The following is a 22,149-nucleotide window of genomic DNA, read 5'->3' on the forward strand; positions in this document are numbered from 1 at the left end:
CCATGGGGATGGAGTTCCCCGAGGACGTCAAGTGGCTGCTGCCCATCGTCGTCGGCGAGCACTGGCCGGAGGGCGACGAGGACAAGCTGCGCGAGGTCCGGGACGCGTGGCTGGCCGCACGGGACGCGCTGGGGCCGATCGTCGACAAGGCGAACGGGGCCGCGTCGGAGGTGCTGAGCACCTGGACCGGTCAGCCCGCGGTCGAGTTCCAGAAGATGTGGGACAAGTTCGTCACCGGTGACGAGGCCTACTTCACGAACCTGACCAAGGCGTGCGAGGCGCTGGCGCAGTCGGCGGACGCGACGGCGCTCGACGTCGAGTACACGAAGTACATGATCATCGCGTCGCTGATCATCCTGGCGATCCAGATCGCGGCGATGATCGCGGCCGCCGTGGTGACGTTCGGCGGGTCGACGGCGGGCATCGTGCCCGCGCAGATGGCCACGCGGATGACCGTGCAGATGGTCTTCCGGCAGCTCGTGCAGAAGATGCTGCAGGAGGGCTTTCGCAAGGTCGCGATGCAGTTGCTGAAGCGGCTGGCCAAGGAGATCGCGATGAACGTCGCGATGAACCTGGCGCTGGACGGCGGCATCCAGGCGCTGCAGATGGCCAAGGGCGACCGCAAGAGCTGGGACTTCGACAAGACCGCCGGTGCGCTGGCCAGCGGTGTGGCCGGCGGTGTCGCCGGGGCGGCCGGGCACGCGATCCCGAAGGGCGCGACCAAGGGGCTGCAGGACAGCGTCGCCGGGCAGATCGCGGACCGCGCCGTGCGGGAGGGCGTGCGCGGGGCCGTCGAAGGCGTGGCCACGACGGTCGGGCAGGCCGCGCTGACCGGCGACCTCGGCAACCTGAAGATGCAGGACCTGGCGATGGGCGCGTCCGCGGGGGCCGTGGACCGCGCGACCGGTGGCGCCAAGGACCAGATCAACGAGATCAAGAGCTTCAACGCCGACGTGCGGGCGGGCAACATCAAGGTCGACGGTTCGCCGGTGGATTCCGGCTCGTCGGACTCGGGTGGTTCGTCGTCGTCTTCGGACTCGGGTGGCTCGTCCCGTTCGGATTCCGGTGGTTCGTCGCGCTCCGATTCGAGCGGTTCGTCGTCTGCGCCGGCCGCGCGTGAGCCGGCGATGGCCTCGTCGGGCAGCTCGTCCGGGTCGGTGTCGAACGCGATCGCGAACGACCGGGTGAGCGGCCAGTCGGCGGTGGTGGCGGATCGCCCCGCCACGACGGCTGAACCCCCACGGTCCACTTCGGACGGCGGTGCCGCCCACCAGGGCGGCCAGGCCCCGGCGGCGTCGACCGCCGCACCGGCAGCCCCGGTCGGCGGCGCACCAGTGGGCGGCGCCCCCAGCCAGGCCGGCGGGGGTTCGACGGCAGGTACTTCGGGCGGTTCGTCCGGCGGTTCGTCCGGCGGTTCGTCCGGCGGTTCGTCCGGCGGTTCCTCCGCGGGTTCGTCCGCAGGCAGTTCGTCGTCCGGCGGTTCGTCCGCAGGTGGCTCGTCATCCGGCGGTTCGTCCGCAGGTGGCTCGTCATCCGGCGGTTCGTCGGCAGGCGGTTCGTCGGCAGGTGGCTCGGCGGGTTCGGCGGGCAGCTCCTCCGCGGGCTCGGCCGGCAGCTCCGCGGGCGGTTCTTCCGCTGGTTCTGCCAGCGGTTCTTCTGCTGGTTCGTCCGCCGGCTCCGCAGCCGGCTCGTCCAGCGGCTCCGCCGCAGGCTCCGGCAGTGCTTCGGCGGGCTCCTCGTCCGGCAGCTCCTCCGCGGGTTCCGCCAACACGGGGGGTACCTCGTCCCGCGGCACGTCCGGGACTTCGGACGGCGCCCCGGCCACCGGTGCGGACCGGGTGCCCGCCCTGGCCGGTGCGGGTCCGGCCCAGCCGGGCAGCGGGTTCCCGCCCAACGACCCGTCGACGAACCCGGACGGCGTGGCAGCCGCCGGTTACACACCCGGTGGCTTCGGCCCTACCGGAGGCGCACCTTCGTCGCCCCAGCACGGCGACCGGGGACAGCAGCCGCCGCCGCAGATGCCTCCCGCCGCGCCGATGCAGGGTTACCCGGGCGGCGCACCTCAGGGCTACGGCCAGGGTGCTCAGCCGCCGCGTGCTCCGCAGGCCGGCCCTCCGGTGCAGGGCAGGCCGCCCCAAGGCTTCGCCCAGGGCGCACCGTTCCAGGGGCGGCCACCTCAGGGCGCCCCCGCACAAGGCGCGCCGTTCCAGGGACAGCCGCCCCAGAGCGGCCCGGCGCAAGGTGGCCCGGCGCAAGGCGGCCCCATGCAGGGCGGTCCGGTTCAAGGTGGCCCGGCGCAGGGCGGCCCGTTCCAGGGGCAGCCACCTCAGGGCAGGCCCCCGCAGGGATTCGCCCAAGGCGCACCATTCCAAGGCCAGGGCGGCCCGGTGCAGGGCAGGCCACCCCAAGGCGCTCCACTCCAAGGCCAACCGCCGCAGGGCAGGCCGCCCCACGGCACGCCCGTGCAAGGCGGTCCCGTCCAGGGTGCGCCGATGCAGGGCGGCCCTGCCCAAGGCGGCCCTGCCCAAGGCGGCCCTGCCCAAGGCGGCCCGGTTCAAGGCGGCCCAGTCCAGGGCGGCCCTGCACAGGGTGCACCGATGCAGGGTGGCCCGGTTCAAGGCCGTCCGGTTCAGGGCGGTCCCGTTCAGGGCGGTCCGTTCCAAGGGCAGTCACCTCAGGGCGGCGCCCCGCAAGGCGGGCAGGTCCGGCCGCCGGTTCAGGGACAGCCGCCCCAGGGCGGTCCCTCTCAGGGCGCGCCGTTCCGGGGTCAGCCGCAGAGTGGGTACGGCAACACGGCACCCCAGCGCCCGATGGGCACGCCGCCGAACGGTGGTCCGCCCCGGCCGCCTCAGGGTGGGTACGGCCCGCCCTCGCAGCAGCCACCGACTTACGGGCCGCCGTCGCAGCAACCGCGCTCGCCGCAGGGCGGGCAGCCGTACGGTCCGCCACAGCAGACTCCGCAGGGTGGATACGGCCAGCAGTCGCAGGGCGGGCGGCCTGGCGCGCCCACGGATCCGCGCTGGATGCTGGCCACCCCGCCCGAACAGCCGGCGCCGCTCCCGCAGGCGGGCCCGCCGGCCGAGACGCCCATCTCGCGCGACACGCCCGTGCCGACGCGCGAGACCGCGGCGCAGCCCACGGCCGAGGAAACCGCAACCCCGCGCCGCGAGGAGACGCCTGCCGCCGAACGCACCCCCTTCGACCCGGCGCAGGACACCGTCACCCCTCCGCGCGAGGACGCGCCCGCCGCCGAGCGGACGCCGTTCGACCCGCCGCAGGACACCGCAACTCCTCGCCAGGAGGCACCCGCGGCCGAGCGCAGCCCGTTGGACCCCGCCGAAGACACCGCGACGCCACGCCGCGATGAAGCACCCACCCCCGAACGCACCCCGTTCGACCCCGCGGAGGACACGGCCACCCCACGGCGCGACCAGGCACCCTCGGAACGAAACCCGTTCGACTCCGCCGATGACACCGCCGCCCCCACGCGCGACCAGGCACCCGCCGAACGAAACCCGTTCGACCCCGCGGAGGACACGGCCACCCCTGCGCGCGACGAGGCGCCCGCCGCCGAGCGCACCCCGTTCGATCCCCCGGAGGACACCGCCACCCCGACCCGCGAGGACGCGGTGCCGGAGCGCGACCGGCCGGTCGTCGACGAGCCGTACATCGCGGACCTGGACTTCCGCACACACGACCGCGCCGACTTCGACGCCCTCGGCGAGGACCAGCTCGCCAGCGGCATCGTCGACGAGCGCACCGGCAGGCTCACCCACGAGCACGAGTTCCTCGAAGCGCTGCAGATGCGCGACCTGGACGCGGCTCTGCGCCACATGACCGACAACGGCGCCTACGCCGTGCACAGCTACACCTCGAGCGCCGTCTTCGACGTCATCAACGACGCACTGCGCACCGGGCGGAACCTCGACGACGTCATGCCGATGGTCCGCGCGCTCGTGTCCGGCCTGAACGAGATGCCGCGGTACGAGGGCGAGACGGTGCGCCGGGTCAACGTGCGCGGCGAGGCGGCCGCCATCGTGGCCAGCCGGTACGAAGTCGACGCGGTCGTGGTCGAGTCGCAGTTCCTCAGCTCGAGCCGTTCCGACATGGGCGCGGCCATGTGGCCCGGCGACGTCGAGATGATCATCGAGGGCAAGACCGGTCGATACATCGAGTCCCTGGCCTCGAACAAGGCGGAACACGAGGTCCTGTACAAGCCGGGCACCCAGCTGGTCGTCAAAGAGAAGATCGAGATCGAGACCCCGCACGGCGGCAAGAAGTGGGTGATCCGGCTCGAGGAGATCACCCCCGACGACCCGCGTTACCTCCCGCCCGACGCCGCCAAGCAGCAGATGGACCGCAACCGCGAGGTGGCGGACGTCCAGGCAGCGGAGATCCACGCCGCGTCCCAGCGCGAGTTCGCGCGCGCCTTCGGCGGTGAAGCCGCGGCGGCCGATGTCCCGGCGAAGTCCGACTCGGACACCACGTCGAAGCCCCCACAGGAAGCCCCGAAACCGCCGAAGATCGGTGAACCGGCGAACGGCTGGGGTGACATCCGCCGGTCCTCCGACGTCGTCGGTGAGCCGGCCATCCACGCGCGGAGCACGGATCCCGTCGACCCGCGTGCCCAGGCCACCGGCCCCACGCCGCTCACCCGCAACGCCCACCAAGAGGTCCGCTTCCTCCGCGAGCACCTGCCGGAGATCGCGGACGTCAACACCCGCGGCTACTACGCCGACGCGATGCCGGAGGCCTACCGGACCAACTCGGCCGAATCCGTGCTCGCGTTCGAGCTGCGCATGGAAGGCATCCAGGCCGAGGCGCAGCCGGGCAGACCGGACGACCCGCGCGGCAGGGACTTCCTCGCCAGGCAGCTCGGTGGCGAGTTCCACCAGCTGCCGGACTACAACAGCGTGGTGCGCGAGATGGCCGGGCAGCCGGTCGGTTCGCGGGCCGTGTTGTCGGTCGACACGCCGGACGGTCAGCGCGCGTTCAGCGTGGTCAACACCGAACACGGGGTGGCGCTGGTCGACCCGATGACGAGCCGGCTCGCCGACCTGCCGCCGAACCCGTCCGGTGTGCACCTGATGCAGACGCACACCGGCGACGGCACGCCGTTGTCCAGCAAGAGCGAACCGGCCCCGTCCACCACGCCGGAGCCGCCGGTCAGCCGGATCAGCGAGCTGCTCGGCACAGGTCCCGAACGCACCGATCCGGTTTGGAACCCCGCCGCGGGCGACGCTCTGCGGAACCGCCTGGACGGCGTTCCGGCGCAGCCCGGCTCGGCGACGCCGGTCCGCCCGGACGAGGCGCCGGGTTCGCACCCGCACCAGCAGCCGCCGCCGCACCAGGGCGGGCCGTACCAGCAGCAGGGGCAGTTCGGGCCGCCTCAGCAGGCGCCTGTCCACAACCCGTACCAGCAGCAGGGGCAGCACCAGCAGCCGGTCCACAACCCCTACCAGCAGCAAGGGCAGTTCGGACCGCCCCAGCACACGCCGGTGCACAACCCGTACCAGCAGCCCGCGCCGACGCAGCCGAACCAAACCCGTCCCGCGCCGGTTCACCAGCAGCAAGGGCAGTTCGGGCCGCCTCAGCAGGCGCCCGTGCACAACCCGTACCAGCAGGGGCAGCACCAGCAGCCGGTCCACGACCCCTACCAGCAGCAGGGCCAGCACCAGCAGCCCGTCCACAACCCCTACCAGCAGCAGGGGCAGTTCGGGCCGCCTCAGCAGGCGCCCGTGCACAACCCGTACCAGCAGCAAGCGCCGGTCCAGTCGCGACCCGGCCCACTGGTGCAGCAGGGCGTGCCGCTGTTGCAGAACCAGCCGGCGCCCTGGTCGAACATGGCCGGCGCGACACCGCTCCACCAGCTGCCCGCCATCCACGCGGGCACTGTCGGCCCCAACGAACGCGCCTACGTCGCGGCGCGGCACCCGGAGCTGCCGAACGTCAACCCGAACCGCGTCCTGCCGAACGCCGTGGACATGGGCTACTGGCACAACTGCACTCGGTGCGTCGTGGCGTACGCGCAGCGGCTGATCGGGATCGACGCGCAGGCCGATCCGGTCCTGCCCAAGGACCTCGCGGCCTTCGACCGCATGAAGTGGCTGGAGGACCAGCTCGGCGCCAAGTGGGTGCACGGTGTGGGCAGCTACGACAATGCGATCGCGCGCGTGGCGAACATGCCGCACGGCTCGCACAACGTGATTTACGTGTCGTACCAGCAGCCCGACGGTTCGCACCAGGCGCACGTCGCCCTCGCCGTCAACACGCCGGAAGGCGTCGTGTTCATAGACCCGCAGAACGGCGGGTTGATGAGGCTTCCGACCAACCCGACGAGCGTCAGCCTCCTGCCGTTCGGGTCGCTCGCCACCAGCAACGGGCTGGCGGCGAACCCGCAGTTCGCGCTGCCTTACGGCACGCAGCAGGCTCCGAACGCGCCCGGCCCGCAGACCCTCAACCTGCAGGCCCCGAACACCCCGGGGCCCGCTCCGCAGACGGTCAACCTGCAGGCGCCGAACACCCAGGCGCCGAACCCGCAGGTCCCGGACACGCCGGTCCAGCAAATCCCGCAGGTCCCGGACACGCCGGTCCAGCAGACTCCGCAGGTCCCGGACACACCGGTCCAGCAGATCCCGCAGCTGCAGGACACTCCGATGACGCCGTTGCAGCACGGCTCGGCCACGCCGACGACCCCGATCACCCTGGGGCCGTTCATGCCGGTCGAACCGCCCGTCCACGACGGCGGAACGCCGGACGGACACGACACCCTGGAGCTCCAGCGCGACCAGGCATCGCAGGCGGACGCGCCGGCCGACCGAGACGGGACGCCGGAGGAAGCGGCACCGCGGGACGAGACGACTCGCCGGGACGAGAGTCCCGAAGAGCAGTCGCCGCGCGACGACACGCCGCGCGAACCGGAGCCGCGGAATGACCGCCGCGACGCGCTTCGGGATGGGATCCCGGAGGCACGGGACACCCTCCCGGACGCACGGCAGGACGACGCTCCCGAAGCACCGGCTCCCCGGGACGAAGCGCCCCAGGCACGCGACACCGCTCCCGACGCCGCAAGCCGACAGGACGACACCCCGCAGGCACCAGCTCCCCGGGACGAAACCCCGCAGGCACGCGACACCCTCCCGGACGCACGGCACGACGACGCTCCCGAAGCACCGGCTCCCCGGGACGAAACCGCCGAGCCACGCGACGTCACCTCGAACGAGCCGGTGCCCCGGGATGACACCGCCGAGGCGCCGACCTCCCGTGACGAAACCCCCGCGGATCCGGACGAACCCGGGCCACGGGACGAGAACCCAGACGACCACCGGGCCGCGGACGACACCGCGGACCGCGGCGCGGACGATCTCCGCCCCGGCGAGGACACCGTCGTCGTCAACGGGCAGACCATGCGCGTCGACGACGCGTTCCAGCGGCTGCTGGACGAGCACCCCGAGCTCCGAGACGCCGTCGACAACAACCCGGGCTTCCGGCGCCTGCTCCTCACCAATCTGGGCATCCTGGTCAACCTGATCACCTACCCGGACGCGATCCCGGTGGTCGAGGAAGCCTGGGACGAGCGGCTGCCGATGCCGAAGTTCCCGGACCACGTCGAGGCGGACTTCCGGCCACCGGCCGAGCACCAGCCGCCGCCCGAGCGGCCCCAGCAGCCCGGCTTCCCCCCGGCAGGCGGAGGCTTCCCGCCCGGCGGCATCGGTGACCAGCTGCTGCCCGGGTTCGACCCCTCGCGCGCGAGCGACCCCGCCTACACGGACGCCTACCTGCGCGACCAGCTGGAACGCGCCGCCGCCGCACGGCGGGAGCTGGACTCCGCGCTGGGCGGCATCGCGAACGCGGTCGGGGGCACCGCCCTCCCCGCGACCTCACCCGGCTGGGACGAGCTCCAGCGGAACCTCGCCGGGTTCGACGGCGACGCCTCCCGCCTGTCCGGCCTCGCGTCCGCGGGGATGCAGGTCGGCAGCGCGGACGACGCTTACCGCGCGGCCGCCCAGCTCGCCGGCACCCCCGGCATGGAGGTCCTCGCCACCGAGGACCGGCTCGCCCAGGGCGGCGGACTGGACATGCAGGTGCGCACCTCGGACGGCACGGTCGGCGCGGTCAGCATGATGCCCCCGATGCCGGGCATGGCCGGGCCGGGCGCCGCGGGCGGCACCGCCCGGGGCGGCAGGCACCGCAAGCTCGACGGACCCCAGCAACCCCTGGTGGAGGAAGCCGTCGAGGTCCCGACCCCGCAGTACTTCAAGTGCTTCAACAAGACCTACAGGGTCGACCGGGACGGCGACGGCAACCTCACCGGCTTCCTGCTCAACGTCCGCACCGGCCAGTTCGAGGAGAACAGCACGCACCTGGAGAAGGTCCTGCAGGACGAGCTGCCGTCGAACTTCCGCTCGCTGACCGAGGCGGAGTTCATCGCGGAGACCGAACGGGAGCGCGCCTTCTACCTCCGCGGCGAGGGACCGTTGTTCGCGCTCTACGCCACGGTCGACGGGATGCGCAAGCAGGCCAAGGAAGAGGGCCGGGCGCTCACCGCCCAGGAGGAGTCTTTCATCGAGTCGGTGCAGCGGCGCACGTTCGGCATGTGGGAGGCGCAGCCCGCTGGTTTCCCGTGCACCTCCATCCTCGCGTGAGCTGGTTACAGTGAGCGGCACTACGGAGATGGGCAGGGAGGCGACGGCGATCATGGAGCCGCACCGTCCGTTGCTCGTGCGCATCGGCACGCTCGCCAGGGCCGACGCGCCGTCCGGGTGGGAACGGATCGAGCTGAACTTCCGCCAGGTCGGTGACCACGCCGAGCTGGAGCCGATCGCGTTCACGCGCGGCTCCGGCCGGACCTTCCCGGCGTCGGCCGAGCTGGCCGAGGTGTTCGCCGAACTACGGGAGGCCATGTACGAGCCGGGTGTCGGGGCCTGGCTGCAGGCCCGATACGCGCTGCACCCGTCCGGTGAGTTCGACCTCGACGTCAGCACCACGAGCCAACCGTGGTGGCGGACGCCCCCGGACGACCTGCCCGCCGCGCTGGAAGCCGAGTTGAAAGCGTTTCCCCGGGATCCGGAGCACCTGCCGGACTGGTGGCGCCGCGCGGCCGGCCTGCCGCTCGGCGTCAAGTTCCGGCACGCCCGCGTGGTCGACACCTACGAGGACGGCGCCGCGCCCGTCATGGGGCGTCCGCCGGTGCCCGAGAACGAGGTGCCGGCGCTCCTGCGGTATCTCGAACGCCAGCCCGCGGTGCTGGTCGGCAGCGGGCTGGGCCCGGACATCTTCAGCGGCGGCACCGAGTCCGACGTGCCGGAGAGCTACCACACCGACGGCTCCTGGATCTGGCACGCGTCGGTCCCGCACTACCTGCGCAAGTACGGCACGCCACCGGAGCCGGACTTCCTCGCGCACATCCGGGACCAGGACTTCCAGCCGCCCTATGTCGACAAGCTGACCCGGCGCACCGCGGCGGCCGACCTGCTCGGCCGGTCCCGTCCGAAGGCCGATCCGGGCGAGGCGCTGCCGACCACCGGCGACATCGCGGCTGAACTGGAGACCCGCACCGATCCGGCGCTGGAGGACCCGGCGTTGCTGGTGGTGCTGGCGCAGCGGCTGGCCGAGCACGGCATCTGGCCCGCGGCCTACCGGCTGGCGTCGCGAGCCGACGGCGCGTGGTGCCTCAACCCGACCGATCGCGGCTGGGAAGTCGCGCGCTACGCCGGTGGGGCGCCGGTGCGCCCGCAGTACTTCGAACGCGCCGAGGACGCGGCGCAGCACCTGCTCGGCGCCCTGCTGCTGCACCCCGCGCGGACCACGGGCGGCGCCGAGACCCCGCTGGAAACCTCCGCCGAGCTCGCGGACTGGCCGATCCAGCCCGCCGAGGGCGAGCCGCCGCTGACCCTGCTGCGCAACAAACGCCTGATCCGGCTGCCCGCGGCCACGGTCGTGCAGCGCTTCGGCGACGAGACCGGCAACCTGGTCCACCACGACGAAACCCGTTTCCCCGCGACCTCGCTGCCCATCGAGCGGGACCGCGAGGAGCGGCGCTACCGGCTCCGGCGCAGCCTCGCGGTCGTGACCGGCATCGCGATCCCCTGGGCGAACCTGCCCGGTGGCGGTGTCGCGTACGTCCTGCCGAAACCGCTGAGCGAGCACGTGGCGGACGCAAGCCTGGAAAGGATCGAGTAGTGGAAGCGGCAGAAGCGGTCGCGAAGGTCGAGGAGTGGCTGCGCGAGGTCCACCCCGGCGCCGGCCTGCGTGCCGACCAGGCGAACCTCGTGCGGCGCCCGGAAGGCTGGTACGTCCCCTACAACTCCACCGCCTACCTCGACGGCGGCGACCTCGGCGAGCAGATCATCCCGCCACCCGCGCTGATCGTCCGCGACCCGGAGGGCGACCTGCGCCACGCGTCGCCCATCAGCGACGGCTTCAGCATCCCCGCCCAGTACCCGGGCCGCGACCACTGGGCCGAGGTCATCGACCCCGAGTACGCCGCCTCCGGCCTCGGTCGCCTCGGCGTGCCGCTCGCCGCGATCACGGGCTGGCAGCGCCACCTGCCGGACGGCACGGACACCGGCGAGTTCCGCCCGAACCCCGAGTACCGGACGGGGCCGAGCCGGCGTGGCTACCCGATGCCGTGGACCACGCTCGACCACCTCGTCGAGTTCCGCCACATCGGCTGGCTGGACCAGCGGAAGTTCGTCATCGGCCTGCTCGAGGAGAGCGTGCTGGTGCCGCTGTCCGACGGCCGGGTGCGCCACCAGTCCACCAAGGACGGTCGTCGCACGGTGGAGCTGTGGACGTCGACCCGCTTCTTCCCGCCGGGCAGCCGGGAGTGGTTCTGGCTGGACCCGGTGACCCTGCTGTCCCACGTGCCGGAAGCCGACCTGGTCATCCACGGCCCGTGGCAGCTCCCGGTCGAGGTCACCACCGAGGAGATCCGCGCGGCGAACGCCGAGTTCCCCCGGTACAGCGACAAGATCGAGGTCACCGGCGAATGCGTGGAGGCCTCGGCGGACCTGACGCGCTGGGCCGCCGACACCGCGGCGCGGATCGGGCTGCCCGAGCCGGTGGACCTGCCGGTCGACGCGGGGGACAGCGCCCGCGCCCACGGTTTCGAGCTCACCGCGGACGAGTGCTACCGGGTGGTCGCCGGACGGTCCTGGGTCCGGCGCATGGGCATGGCGCTGCCGCCGCGACCGCCGTACGACCTCGCCGCGTTCGGCCTGGCCCGCGGGTACGACGACAACGGCGAACCGGTGTTGCGGGTGGACTCGTTCGGCAAGTTCGCCGACGTCGGCCAGGACACCAACTTCAGCTGGCAACGCATCCTCGGCGCGTACGTCGGCTTCGCGCTCGGGGAAGCGCTGGGCAACTCGGCGGACGGGACCGAGCCCGGTCCGGTCGGCCCGCTCACCCAGCGCCTGCTGTTCCTCACCGAGGCCGTCCTGCGCGGCGGTGCGGCGCACGAGGCGACCACCCGGTGGCTGCACACCCAGGGCGAGGCGGTGCCGGACATCGAAGGGTGGCTGCCGCACCTGGCCGAGCTGCACGCCGTCCGCGATCCGGACCCGGCCGATCTCCACTCCGGCCCGGCGGTCCTGCTCGGCGCGCTGCCCGGTGTGCTCACCGTCGGTGGCCGGGGCGAGGTGCCGTTCGGCGCGTCCGAGGCGGCGGTCCGCTCCTTCTCGGCCCTGCCGGAATCGGACGATACCGACGTGACCTTCGCCGTGTTCCTCGGCCTGCTGTTCGAACGATCACTGGAGCGGGAGTTCAGCCCCGCGTTGTGGGTGTCGGCCGGTGCGGTGCTGCAGGACCGGGACGGACCGCGGTGGGACGCCGTGCGCGAGCTGGCCGCGCGGTCCCTGATCGCCATCCCGGAACAGGGCCTGTACCACCTGCCCGAGCCCGAGGAGATCGGTGACGGCCACGACACGGCGTCCGTCCTCGGGCGCGCGCTCGCCGCGGTGAGCGGGTTCGAGAACAACCCCGAGGTCGCCCTGCTGCGCGCGGTGAACCACTCCGGGCGCGGCGCGCTGACCGGGGCGATCGCCGGCGCGCTGGCCGGCGCGCGCAACGGCGTGCCCGGCCTGCCGCAGAAGTGGGTGGACCAGCTCGAACTCAAACCGCTGATCGAGCGGGTCGTCACGGACGTCGCCCGCCGGTTCGAGGGGATCCCGGAGGGGGAGGAAGGACAGCGATGGCTTCGGCGCTATCCGGCGATCCGGCCGTGACGGCTCAGCGCTTCACCGACTGGAAGGCCGTGCCGGACCCCGAGTTCCGGCGCAACGAGTTCCCCGGGCTCGGCACCCCGGAGCCGGCGATCGTGCGGTGGATCGAGGTCGACGAGCGCGAGCAGCCGACCGGCAACGTCCGGGAGAACCCCGCGCACCGGCCCGGCCCGGAGTGGTTCGGCAGCCCGAAAGCCACCACCCCGGCGGCGAGGCTGCTGGGCATGCACCGCGTCGGCTGGATCGACGGGCCGACCATGCGCAGGCTGTTGCTGGACTGCGAGGTCCTGGTTCCGCTCGGTGCGGACGGCGAGCCCGTCCGCAACCGCACGCGGGACGGCCAGATCGTCGTCCCCGCCTACACCGCGACGGGCACGGTCCCGGCCGGTGTGCACCGGTGGCGCCGGATCCGGCCCCGCGACCTGCTGCGGCCCGACGCGGGGGAAACCCGGCTGGACCTCGACCCCGGGCACGTCCTGTCCGTGGGCGTCGACCTGGCGGCGGAGATCGACGGGGCCGAGCAGAACCCGGGCCGGTATGTCGACGAGGTCGCGCCCGAGGTTTCCCCACGGATCGCGGAGCTGGCTGCCGAGTCCGGGCTCGGCGACCTCGTTCCGCAGCGGCTCCGCGCGGTCGGCGGCTGGGCCAGGAAGAACGGGTACGAGCTCAGCGCCGACGAATGCGAGCGCTACGCACGCGCGTACGCCCTGTGGGTGCGCAACCTGCGGCTGCGCCACGACGGCCGGCCGGTCGAGTGGCCTGCCGACCTCCCCGGGGCGGGCCTGATCAACCACTACGACAACACCGGGCAGCCCGAACCGAGGCCGTGGACGCTGGGCAAGTTCCAGGACGCCGGGACACCCTCGGGGCTGTTCGCCTGGCACCGCGTCGTCGGCGCCTACGTCGGGTTCGCGGTCGGGGAGTGCCTCGCTCTCGGCAACGGCGACGTGCTCGGCCCGATGACCCGGCAGGCCCTCCGGCACACCGAAGCCGTCATGCGTGGCCTGCCGTTCATGACCCTCACCGGCGACGTGCCCGAGGGGTTCCCGCCCGCACCGAAGCCGGAGAGCTGGCTCTCGGTCGCGCTCGGCGACGGCCCGGAAGCGCCGCCGAACCCGCTGACCGCCGTGCTCGCCGCGACCATGACCGCGGGCTTCGAGCTCGAAAACGCCGGGCTGCCGTACCAGATGGCCGTCGCGCGGGCCCTGACCGGCGCGGACGGCGAGTCCGCCACCGCGATCGAGCTGGTCGTGCGGCTGCTCACGAAGGTGCTGGTCAACGGCGAGCCGTCGTGGCCGTTCCACGCCGTCCTTGGTGAGCTGCGGAAGTCCGGGCAGACGCCGTTCGACGAGATCGCCGCGATCGTCCTCGCGATGCGCGACGGCCGCGACATCCCGGACACCGAGCAGATCGAGACGCTCGGCGACCCGGCGAGCCCGCTCGCGGTGGCCGGGCGCGCCGTGTTCGCCGCCACCAAGCGGCAGCACGACCCGTTCGCCGCGATCCAGGCCGCCGGACTGCAGGCGGCCGAACCGCCGCTGACCGCCGCGCTCACCGGCGCGCTGGCCGGCGCCCGGCTCGGCGTGCCCGGCCTGCCCGCGGACCTGGTCGGGGCCCTGACGCCGCTGGGATTGCTGGACAACATCGCCAACGACATCTACCTGCACTTCAACCTGTACGGCGTCACGCGCAGCCGGTCGTTGCGGGAGGACTGGGCGCGCCGGTACCCGCCCGGCTAAGTTTGACGGGCCCGTTTTCCGGACGCAGGGGGAAGTCGTGCGGTACCGAGTGGAGTTGGCGGAGCGCCCCGACGGGCTGTACGCCGTGTGGCAGGGGCGCGTCTTCCCGGCGCAACGCTCCAGCGCGGACGGCACCGTCCTGCTCGTGACGCCGCCCGGTGAGGACGCGCCCGCCGACTTCGACAAGGAGTTCGACGGGCGGCCGGCGAAGGTGCTGCCGGAAGCCGAGGTCGCCGCGACCTTCAGCCTGCAGACGCACTGCCTGTTCGACGACGACATCTACCGCGTCGCCCCCGGCGAGGGGCTGACGTTGCGCTGGAACGGCACCGACGAGACGCGGGCGCGGCAGCTCGGCCTGCACGACTTCGCCGTCGACGCCACCGAGGCCGAGATCACCGCGATCTGGCAGGAGCGGCACGACTTCGCCGCCGGTGTGCGGCAGCTCGGAGCCGGGGATCCACAGGAGCTGGTGCGGGAGATCGCGCGGCTGTTGCGGGACGTCGTGCCCGACGGCTGGGAGCGGATCGCCGCGCAGTTCCGGCAGGTCGGGGACTACGCGGAGATCGAGGTCCGCGCCGCGGGCGAGGGCGAGTCGGTGTCGTTGCCCGCGTCGCCGCGGCTCGGGCAGCTGTTCGGCGACCTGCGGGCCGCGATGTACCAGCCGGGCGCCGGGACGTGGTTCAAGGGCACGTTGACGCTGGTCGCGCCCGCCGACTTCACGTTCGACTACGACTCGTCGGCCGAGCCGAACTGGCGCCAGTCACCCTCAGGCAGGCCGACCGCCCGCGCGTACGAGGCCGAGCTGGAGCACTTCCCGCGCGACCGGAAGCAGGTCCCGGACTGGCTCGCGGCGAAGGCCGGCTTGCCGGTGGACGCGGCGTTCCGGCACGCCGCGGTCGTCGACGGGCCCGGCGAGCCACCCGTGGTCAACCGGCAGGCGCTGCCGCCGGACGAGGCCCGCGGGTTGTTCGACTACCTGTACCGGGCGCCGGTCGCGGTGGCCAGGCCGAACCGGCTGCCGGACCTGTTCGCGCCTGCGGCGCAGCCGGACGTGCCCGACGCGTTCCACACCGACGGCACCTGGATCTGGGCCGCGGCGGTGCCGCACTACCTGCGGAAATACGGTCTGCCGCCGCAGCCGGAGCTGGTCGAGCACGTGCGCGCGCAGGGTTACCGGGCGCCGACCGTGCCGGCGCACCTGCTCGCGGCCGCGGAGGCGGAGCTGCTGGGCAGGCCGCTGCCGCCACAGCCCGACGCGGGTGAGGTGGACGCGGTCACGCTCATCGACCGCGGCGGCGATCCGCCGTACGGGCTGCGGGCGTCGGAGGTGCTGACGGTCCTGGAGCGGCGGCTGGCGGAGTACGGGATCGCGCCCTCGGCGTACCGGATCGGTTCGCGGGCCGAGGGGGCGTGGAGTCTGCAGCGGACGGAGTCGAGCTGGGAGGTCACCGGCCCGGACGGCGCGGAGCCGGCGGCGTTCGCGCGGGTCGAGGAGGCGGCGCGGTTCCTGCTCGGATCGCTGCTGCTGTACCCGGTGCGGGCGGTCGACGACGAGGGCGACTGGCCGATCACACCGCAGCGGGGCGAGCCGCCGCTGACGTTCTACCGCGCGAAGCGGCTGGTCACGTTGCCCGCAGGGACGACGCTGGTCCGGTTCGGCGGCGAGGCGGGCAACCTGGTGCACGACGAGACGGCGCGGTTCCCGGAGACGTCGCTGCTGCCGGAGCGGGAGGGGCAGCGGGTGCTGTACCGGGTGGCGCGGCCGGTGCGCGTGCTGACCGGCGTGACACAACCATGGGGAGCGATGCCCGGCGGGGCGGTGGCGTACTTCCTGCCGCACCCCGTCGGGCACCACGTGGAGACCGGCGGGTTGGAGCGGCTTTAGCGCTTGCTGCTCTTGATCAGCGCAACGAGCTGATCGAACCGCGCGTTCATCTGGTCGACGACCTGCTCGAACCTGGCGTCGACCTGCTCGAACCGCCGGTCCACCTGCTCGAACCTCGCGTCCACCCGCGCGAAGCCCTCGTCCACCCTCCGTTCGAGTCGATCCAACCGGGCCCCCTGCTCGAGCTGGGTTTCGCGCAGCGCGTGGAGCACTGTGATGTGCCCTCTCAGCTGAGCTGACACGTCGCCGACCTCCTTCGAGGCCGCGACGGCGAGCACACGGGCTTCGCGGGCGGTCTCCAGCGCTTCGATGGCGAGCCTCCGGGTGTCGTTCTGTTCTTCGGCCATGCGCGGCAAGTTATCCACCCGAAATCAGCTCCTTTCAGCGCGAACGCGCCATACCGCGCGATACCCCGGCAATCATCGCGGCATCCAGAGCGTCACGCGAGTTCCGCTGCCCGGGCTGGACTCCACCCGCGCCTGGCCGCCCGCCTCGGCCAGCCGCGCCGTGATCGACTCGCTGATTCCGAAGCCCGGTGGGCGGTCCGCCTCGTCGAAGCCGGCGCCGTGGTCGCGGATCACCACCGCCACCCCGCCGTCCCGTTCCTCCGCGCGCACGACGACCCGGTCGGTGCCCGAGTGCTTCAGCGTGTTCCGCAGTGCCTCGCGGGCCGCGTCGCGGATGGCGACCTGCCGGACCTCGGTCAGGGTGTCCGGGTCGAGTTCCGCCATGACCAGCTGGGCGCGCAGGCCGTCACGGGCCATTTCCGCTGCCAGGGCCGCCAGTTTCTCGCCGAGGGGGCCGCTGCCTTCCGCGCCCTCGATCGTCTGCCGCACCTCGATCGCCTGCGCGCGGGCCAGCCGCCGCATCTCGCTGAGCTGGTGTTCGCTGCTGCCGGAGCCCGGCAGGGCGATCGTCTCCAGCGTCTGCAGCACCGTGTCGTGCAGCATCCGGTGCTGCCGCGCGCGTTCGGCCTCGCGGCCGTGCCTGATCCCGTACGCCAGCGCCAGCCGGGTGCCGAGGCCGAGCAGCACCAGCGCGCCGGTCGCCGTCACCAGCACGCCGATGATCGTCCCGACCCCGGCGAAGGCTTGTTTCACGTTGAACACGCCGCTGTTGAGCCACCACGCGGCCCCGGCGAGCGGCACGCTCAGCACCGTCAGCCCCAGCCCGTACCCGACTCCCAGCGCGAGGGTCAGCAACGCGACCCCGCCGAGCAGGTGCTTGCCCGGCACCTGCATCGCGGCTGTGAAGGCCGGGGCGGGCACCGTCGCCGCGACCACCAGGTTGGCCGCGACCGTGAACACCACGTCGAGCACCAGCAACCGGACCGCGCCACCGCCGTGGAACGGCGTCGACCGGAACAGCCAGCGCAGCCCGTACAGGTTCAGCGCGATCGAGCACACCGCGACCGCCACCACCGGCGCCACGCCACCGTGGTCGCCGGCGAGGAACGCGACCAGCGCCCCGGCCACCGCCAGCACGCGGTAGACCAGCGGGACCATCGCGACGTACCGGGTGGCGCGGAGCAGCAGGTTGTCCTGCGCCGCGAGGTCGACCGGCCCCGCCATGCGCCGCATCCGGGCGAGCGGGGACACCGGCGCCGGGTCGGCGACCTCGTCGTCCAGTCCACCGGTCGCGCCGGCCATCGCGGGCGCGCCCCGCCGCAGCAGGGTGCTCAGGTAACTCGCCGCTCGCGGTGGGGACATCACGACCTCCCGGTCGTCTCGACGCACCCTGAAGTTACAGGCCGTTCTCCTCGGCCCAGCGGCGCAACTCGGCGACGGCCTCGTCGTGGTCGAGCGGCCCGCGGTCCAGGCGCAGCTCCTTCAGGTGCTTCCACGCCTTGCCGACCATCGGCCCCGGCGGCAGGCCGAGGATCTTCATGATCTCGTTGCCGTCCAGGTCGGGCCGCACCTTCGCCAGGTCCTCCTCGGCCTGGATGCGCGCGATCCGCTCCTCGAGCTCGTCGTAGGTGCGCTGCAGCGCGGCCGCCTTGCGCTTGTTGCGCGTCGTGCAGTCGGCGCGGACCAGCTTGTGCAGCCGGGGCAGCAGCTCACCCGCGTCGGTGACGTACCGGCGCACCGCCGAGTCGGTCCACTCGCCCTTGCCGTAGCCGTGGAACCGCAGGTGGAGGAACACCAGCTGGCCGACGTCCTCGATCACCTGCTTCGGGTACTTCAGCGCGCGCAAACGCTTGCGGGCCATCTTGGCGCCGACCACCTCGTGGTGGTGGAAGCTCACGCCGCCGCCCTCCTCGAACCGGCGGGTGGCGGGCTTGCCGATGTCGTGCAGCAGCGCGGCCAGCCGGAGCACCAGGTCGGGCTCGGCGTCCGGGTCGTCCCGGCGCTCCAGCGCGATCGCCTGGTCCAGCACGGTCAGCGAGTGCTGGTAGACGTCCTTGTGCTGGTGGTGCTCGTCGATGGCCAGCCGCATGCCGGGCACCTCGGGCAGGACGTGCTCGGCGAGCCCGGTGTCGACCATCAGCTCCAGCCCGCGCCGCGGGTACCGGCCGAGCATCAGCTTGGACAGCTCGGTCTGCACCCGCTCGGCGGTGATGCGCTGGATCTCGCCGGCCATCTCGGTCATCGCGGTCACCACGCGGGGCGCCGGCTCGAAGCCGAGCTGGGCGGCGAACCGCGCGGCGCGCAGCATGCGCAGCGGGTCGTCGGCGAAGGACTCCTCCGGGGTGGCGGGGGTGTCGAGCACCTTCCGCCGCAGCGCGTCCATCCCGTCGTGCGGGTCGACGAACTGCTTGGTCGACAAGTCGATCGCCATCGCGTTGACCGTGAAGTCACGGCGCTTGAGGTCGCCCTCGATCGAATCGCCGAAGGTCACCTCGGGGTTGCGGCTCACCCGGTCGTAGACGTCCGCGCGGAACGTCGTGATCTCCAGCGTCGAGCCGCGCTTGGTGACGCCGACAGTGCCGAAGGCGATGCCCGCCTCCCACACGCCGTCGGCCCAGCCGCGGACGACCTTCAGGATCTGCTCGGGCCGCGCGTCGGTGGTGAAGTCGAGGTCGGCGGACAGCCGGCCGAGCAGCGCGTCCCGGACGCTGCCGCCGACCAGGTACAGCCGGTGCCCGGCCTTCGCGAACAGCCCGGCCAGCTCGTCGGCCAGCGGCGAGATCCGCATCAGCTCGGTCACCGCGTTCCGCTTCGCGGTCAGTTCGTTCACCGGGATCGAACCGCCTCGGGAGTCGACTCAACCATGACAGACACGAGGAACCAGCCTACCGATCGACGAGGAGTGAACAGTCAACTACGCAGTAGCGGCCGGAAGGGGCCGCCACGCACTAGCATCGCAGCATGTCTGGATCGGCCGGTCGCTCCGGCGGGGGTAAGCCGCGACGCCGGTCACGCCGCCGCCGCGGCCGGAAGATGACGACCTCCGTGGAGACCTCCGCCGGCGGCCTCGTGGTCGATCCCGCCAGGGAGAACGCCGTGCTCATCGGCAGGCTGGACCGCCACGGGAAGCTGCTGTGGTCGCTGCCGAAGGGCCACATCGAAGACGGCGAGACGATCGAGCAGACTGCGGTGCGCGAGGTGAAGGAGGAGACCGGGATCTCCGCGGAAGTGCTGCGGCCGCTCGGCACCATCGACTACTGGTTCGTGGCCGAGCGACGGCGGGTGCACAAGACGGTGCATCATTTCCTGCTGGAAGCCACCGGCGGCGAGCTGTCCGACGAGGACTCGGAGGTCACCGAGGTGGCCTGGGTGCCGATCGCCGATCTGGAGACCCGGCTCGCCTACACCGACGAGCGGTCCCTGGTGCGCAAGGCGCGGGAACTGTTCGACGACGACACGCGAGCGACAGAAGGAGCGTCGGAGTGAAGCGGTTCGCCGCCACCGGGCTGGTTGCGTTCCTCCTCGCGATGTTCACCCCGGTCACGGCGAGTGCCCAGTCGGACGCGCCCAGCCGCCTGCGGCTGGACGTCGCGCAGCTCAACCCGCGCGTGATCACCACGAACTCGGTGACGCTCAACGTCACCGGCTCCGTGACGAACGTGGGCGACCGGCGGATCAGCGACCTGCAGGTCCGGCTGGAGCTGGGCGAGCGGCTCACCACCGAGCGCCAGGTGCGCACCGCGATGAGCGGCGCGGCCGCGGCCGCCGCGTCGAGCACCGACTGGGTCGACGTCGAACCGTCGACCCTGGAGCCGGGGCAGACCGCCCAGCTCAGCGTCACCGTCCGGCTCGACGGGACGCGCGGCAACCTGCGCGTGAACAGCGCCGGCGTGTACCCGATGCTGGTCAACGTCAACGGCACGCCGGACTACGGCGGCGCGGCGCGGCTGGCGTCGATGAGCATGCTGCTGCCGGTCCTGTCCGCGCCGGGCAAGAGCGCGACGAGCCAGAACACCTCGCCGTCGCCGTTCACGATGCTGTGGCCGATCGCCGACACCCGCCCGCGGATCGTGGCCGCGCCGCTGGGCGGCACCGCGGTGCTGTCCGACGACGTGCTGGCGACCGAGCTGCGGCCCGGTGGCCGCCTGTACGGACTGGTGGAGTCGGCGAGCGCGGTCCGCGACGACCCGCAGCTGACCCGCGCGCTCTGCTACGCCATCGACCCCGACCTGCTCGACACCGTGGACGCGATGTCCCGCGGCTACCAGGTCCGCACCTCGACCGGCACCACCGGCGGCACCGGCGCGGAGGCCGCGAAGGCGTGGCTGCAGTCGCTGCGGGAGCTGGTCACCGGGCAGTGCGTGGTCCAGCTGCCCTACGCCGACGCCGACCTGACCGCGCTGACCAAGGTCCGCAGCGGTGACCTGCTGCCGTTCGCCCTGGACACCGGCGCGCGAGTGCAGGAACTGCTCGGCGTCACCCCGCAGAACGGCGTGCTCTGGGCGGGCGGCGCGCTGGACCAGAGCACGCTGGCCGCGCTGAGCGGGGCCGGCGTGCGCACCCTGATCACCGACCCGGTCGACTCGTCGACGAGCGGCCAGTCGTCCGGCGCGGTCACGCTGGACGGCACCGCGCTGCGGGCGCAGCAGGTCGACTCGCTGGTCCTGTCCGGGCTGGCCGGCGCGTCCGGCAGCACCGAGGCGACCGCGGCGACCCCGGTGGACGACCCGGACATCGCCACGCAGAACGGCCTGGCCGCGCTCGCGTTCCGCGGCGGCCTTGCCGGTGGCGCCTCGCGGCCGGTGTTGGTCGCCCCGCCCCGCCGGTGGACGGCGACGCAGGACGAGCTGACCGGTTTCCTGCGCAACGTCGGCGACTTCGTCGACCGCAACATGCTGACCCCGCAGTCGCTGCCCGCGCTGCTGGCGACCGCGAGCACGGGCAGCGCCAAGATGAGCTACACGGCCGAGGACCTGGCCACCGCGACCCCGACGTCGGTCACCGACGAGATGAGCTCCATCGAGACCACGATGGCCGACCTGCAGGGCGCGATGCAGATCGACCCGGCCGCGCAGGTGGAGCCCGCCGAGCTCCTCGAACCGCTGCGGTTCGCGCTGGTCCGCAGCACGTCGGCGGCCTGGCGCGCGCGGCAGGGCGCCGCGGAGGCCTCGGCCGCCGACGCTCGCGCCGAACTGGACGGCCTGCTCGGCCGCGTGACGGTGGACACCCCGCCGGTGCCGATCTCGATGGCGTCCGGGTCGGCGCCGCTGCCGGTGTCGTTCAACAACCGGCTGCCGGTGCAGATCGCGGTGCGGATCCAGCTGAGCAACACGCCCGGCCTGCGCGTCGAGCAGGTGCCGGACCGCCTGGTCCCGGCCGGCCTCGGCGGCAGCGAGCGGATCCCGGCCGAGGCCCTGCGCGCCGGTGTGTTCAACCTGACCGTCTCGCTGACCACCCCCGGCGGCACGCCGCTGGGCAACCCGGCGCGGTTCGAGCTGCGGTCCAACGAGTACGGCGTCGTGACGCTGGTCCTCACGATCGCGGGCGCGGCGGCCCTGGTCCTGCTCTCCGCGCGCCAGATCTACCGTCGCGTCCGGGCCCGCAAGGCCTGACCGACTACTCTGGGGTGCCAGAACCGGACCGGCGAGGATTGGGCGCGCGCGTTGGACAGAGACCCGGGGTGGCCACCCGAGCGTCCCGCCGACCGCGGAACACGGCGCCCGCCGCCGCCTGATCGCGCTCGGCAGGACCAGACCCGCCGCATCCCGCCTGCGGCGAACGGCAGGCCGCGGCCCCCGCAGCCGACCCGCCAGCAGGGACAACTGCCGCCGGACCGGCTGCCGCAGCCGCCCCGCCGCCAGCCGCACTACCCGGACGGGTACCTGGCGCAGCTCGCCGAGCCGTTCCGGCCGAGCGGAGCGTGCACGACGAAAAATATTAGTAACTGATATAAC

The 22,149-nt window shown here is 73.0% G+C and carries 11 protein-coding genes; 8 read left to right on the forward strand and 3 right to left on the reverse strand.

Annotated elements, in window-relative coordinates; genetic code table 11:
* The first annotated feature begins 2 nt into the window (after positions 1 to 2).
* Genes ABZ193_RS22435 through ABZ193_RS22455 form a run of 5 tightly spaced genes read left to right on the forward strand, consistent with a single transcriptional unit; the run spans position 3 to position 15,848 of the window.
* On the forward strand, positions 3 to 8,645 hold the full coding sequence (locus tag ABZ193_RS22435; protein ID WP_354711325.1) for a toxin glutamine deamidase domain-containing protein: 8,643 nt from the start codon (positions 3 to 5) through the stop codon (positions 8,643 to 8,645).
* Between the two features lie 28 nt (positions 8,646 to 8,673).
* Positions 8,674 to 10,182: a TNT domain-containing protein gene (locus ABZ193_RS22440; RefSeq protein WP_020416208.1), complete on the forward strand. Its 1,509-nt coding sequence runs from the start codon at positions 8,674 to 8,676 to the stop codon at positions 10,180 to 10,182.
* Positions 10,182 to 12,227: a YrhB domain-containing protein gene (locus tag ABZ193_RS22445; protein WP_354711326.1), complete on the forward strand. Its 2,046-nt coding sequence runs from the start codon at positions 10,182 to 10,184 to the stop codon at positions 12,225 to 12,227. The genes ABZ193_RS22440 and ABZ193_RS22445 overlap by 1 nt, the downstream gene beginning before the upstream one ends.
* A complete protein-coding gene (locus ABZ193_RS22450; RefSeq protein WP_354711328.1) occupies positions 12,194 to 13,963 on the forward strand; it encodes a hypothetical protein in 1,770 nt (589 codons plus the stop codon). Before ABZ193_RS22445 ends, ABZ193_RS22450 begins: the two co-directional genes overlap by 34 nt.
* 37 nt (positions 13,964 to 14,000) lie before the next feature.
* On the forward strand, positions 14,001 to 15,848 hold the full coding sequence (locus tag ABZ193_RS22455; protein ID WP_354711329.1) for a TNT domain-containing protein: 1,848 nt from the start codon (positions 14,001 to 14,003) through the stop codon (positions 15,846 to 15,848).
* Here ABZ193_RS22455 and ABZ193_RS22460 read toward each other — a convergent pair.
* The 3 genes from ABZ193_RS22460 to ABZ193_RS22470 form a co-directional block, all read right to left on the reverse strand.
* Positions 15,845 to 16,195: a hypothetical protein gene (locus ABZ193_RS22460; RefSeq protein ID WP_354711331.1), complete on the reverse strand. Its 351-nt coding sequence runs from the start codon at positions 16,193 to 16,195 to the stop codon at positions 15,845 to 15,847. The two genes, ABZ193_RS22455 and ABZ193_RS22460, sit on opposite strands and share 4 nt — an antisense overlap.
* 72 nt (positions 16,196 to 16,267) lie before the next feature.
* On the reverse strand, positions 16,268 to 17,557 hold the full coding sequence (locus tag ABZ193_RS22465) for an ATP-binding protein (protein ID WP_354711333.1): 1,290 nt from the start codon (positions 17,555 to 17,557) through the stop codon (positions 16,268 to 16,270).
* Positions 17,558 to 17,591: 34 nt separating this feature from the next.
* Complete coding sequence (locus tag ABZ193_RS22470; RefSeq protein WP_020416214.1) at positions 17,592 to 19,025, reverse strand: CCA tRNA nucleotidyltransferase; 1,434 nt, start codon at positions 19,023 to 19,025, stop codon at positions 17,592 to 17,594.
* Positions 19,026 to 19,156: 131 nt separating this feature from the next.
* Here ABZ193_RS22470 and ABZ193_RS22475 point away from each other — a divergent pair, with 131 nt between their 5' ends.
* Genes ABZ193_RS22475 through ABZ193_RS22485 form a run of 3 tightly spaced genes read left to right on the forward strand, consistent with a single transcriptional unit; the run spans position 19,157 to position 22,143 of the window.
* Complete coding sequence (locus ABZ193_RS22475; RefSeq protein ID WP_026153651.1) at positions 19,157 to 19,681, forward strand: NUDIX hydrolase; 525 nt, start codon at positions 19,157 to 19,159, stop codon at positions 19,679 to 19,681.
* A complete protein-coding gene (locus tag ABZ193_RS22480) occupies positions 19,678 to 21,807 on the forward strand; it encodes a DUF6049 family protein (protein WP_237335841.1) in 2,130 nt (709 codons plus the stop codon). Before ABZ193_RS22475 ends, ABZ193_RS22480 begins: the two co-directional genes overlap by 4 nt.
* A 51-nt stretch (positions 21,808 to 21,858) precedes the next feature.
* Positions 21,859 to 22,143 carry a hypothetical protein gene (locus ABZ193_RS22485; RefSeq protein ID WP_354711335.1) on the forward strand — a complete coding sequence of 95 codons (285 nt, stop codon included), beginning with the start codon at positions 21,859 to 21,861 and terminating at the stop codon, positions 22,141 to 22,143.
* Positions 22,144 to 22,149: the final 6 nt, after the last annotated feature.

Source organism: Amycolatopsis sp. NPDC006125 (genome assembly GCF_040614195.1).
Lineage (GTDB): Bacteria > Actinomycetota > Actinomycetes > Mycobacteriales > Pseudonocardiaceae > Amycolatopsis_E > Amycolatopsis_E tucumanensis.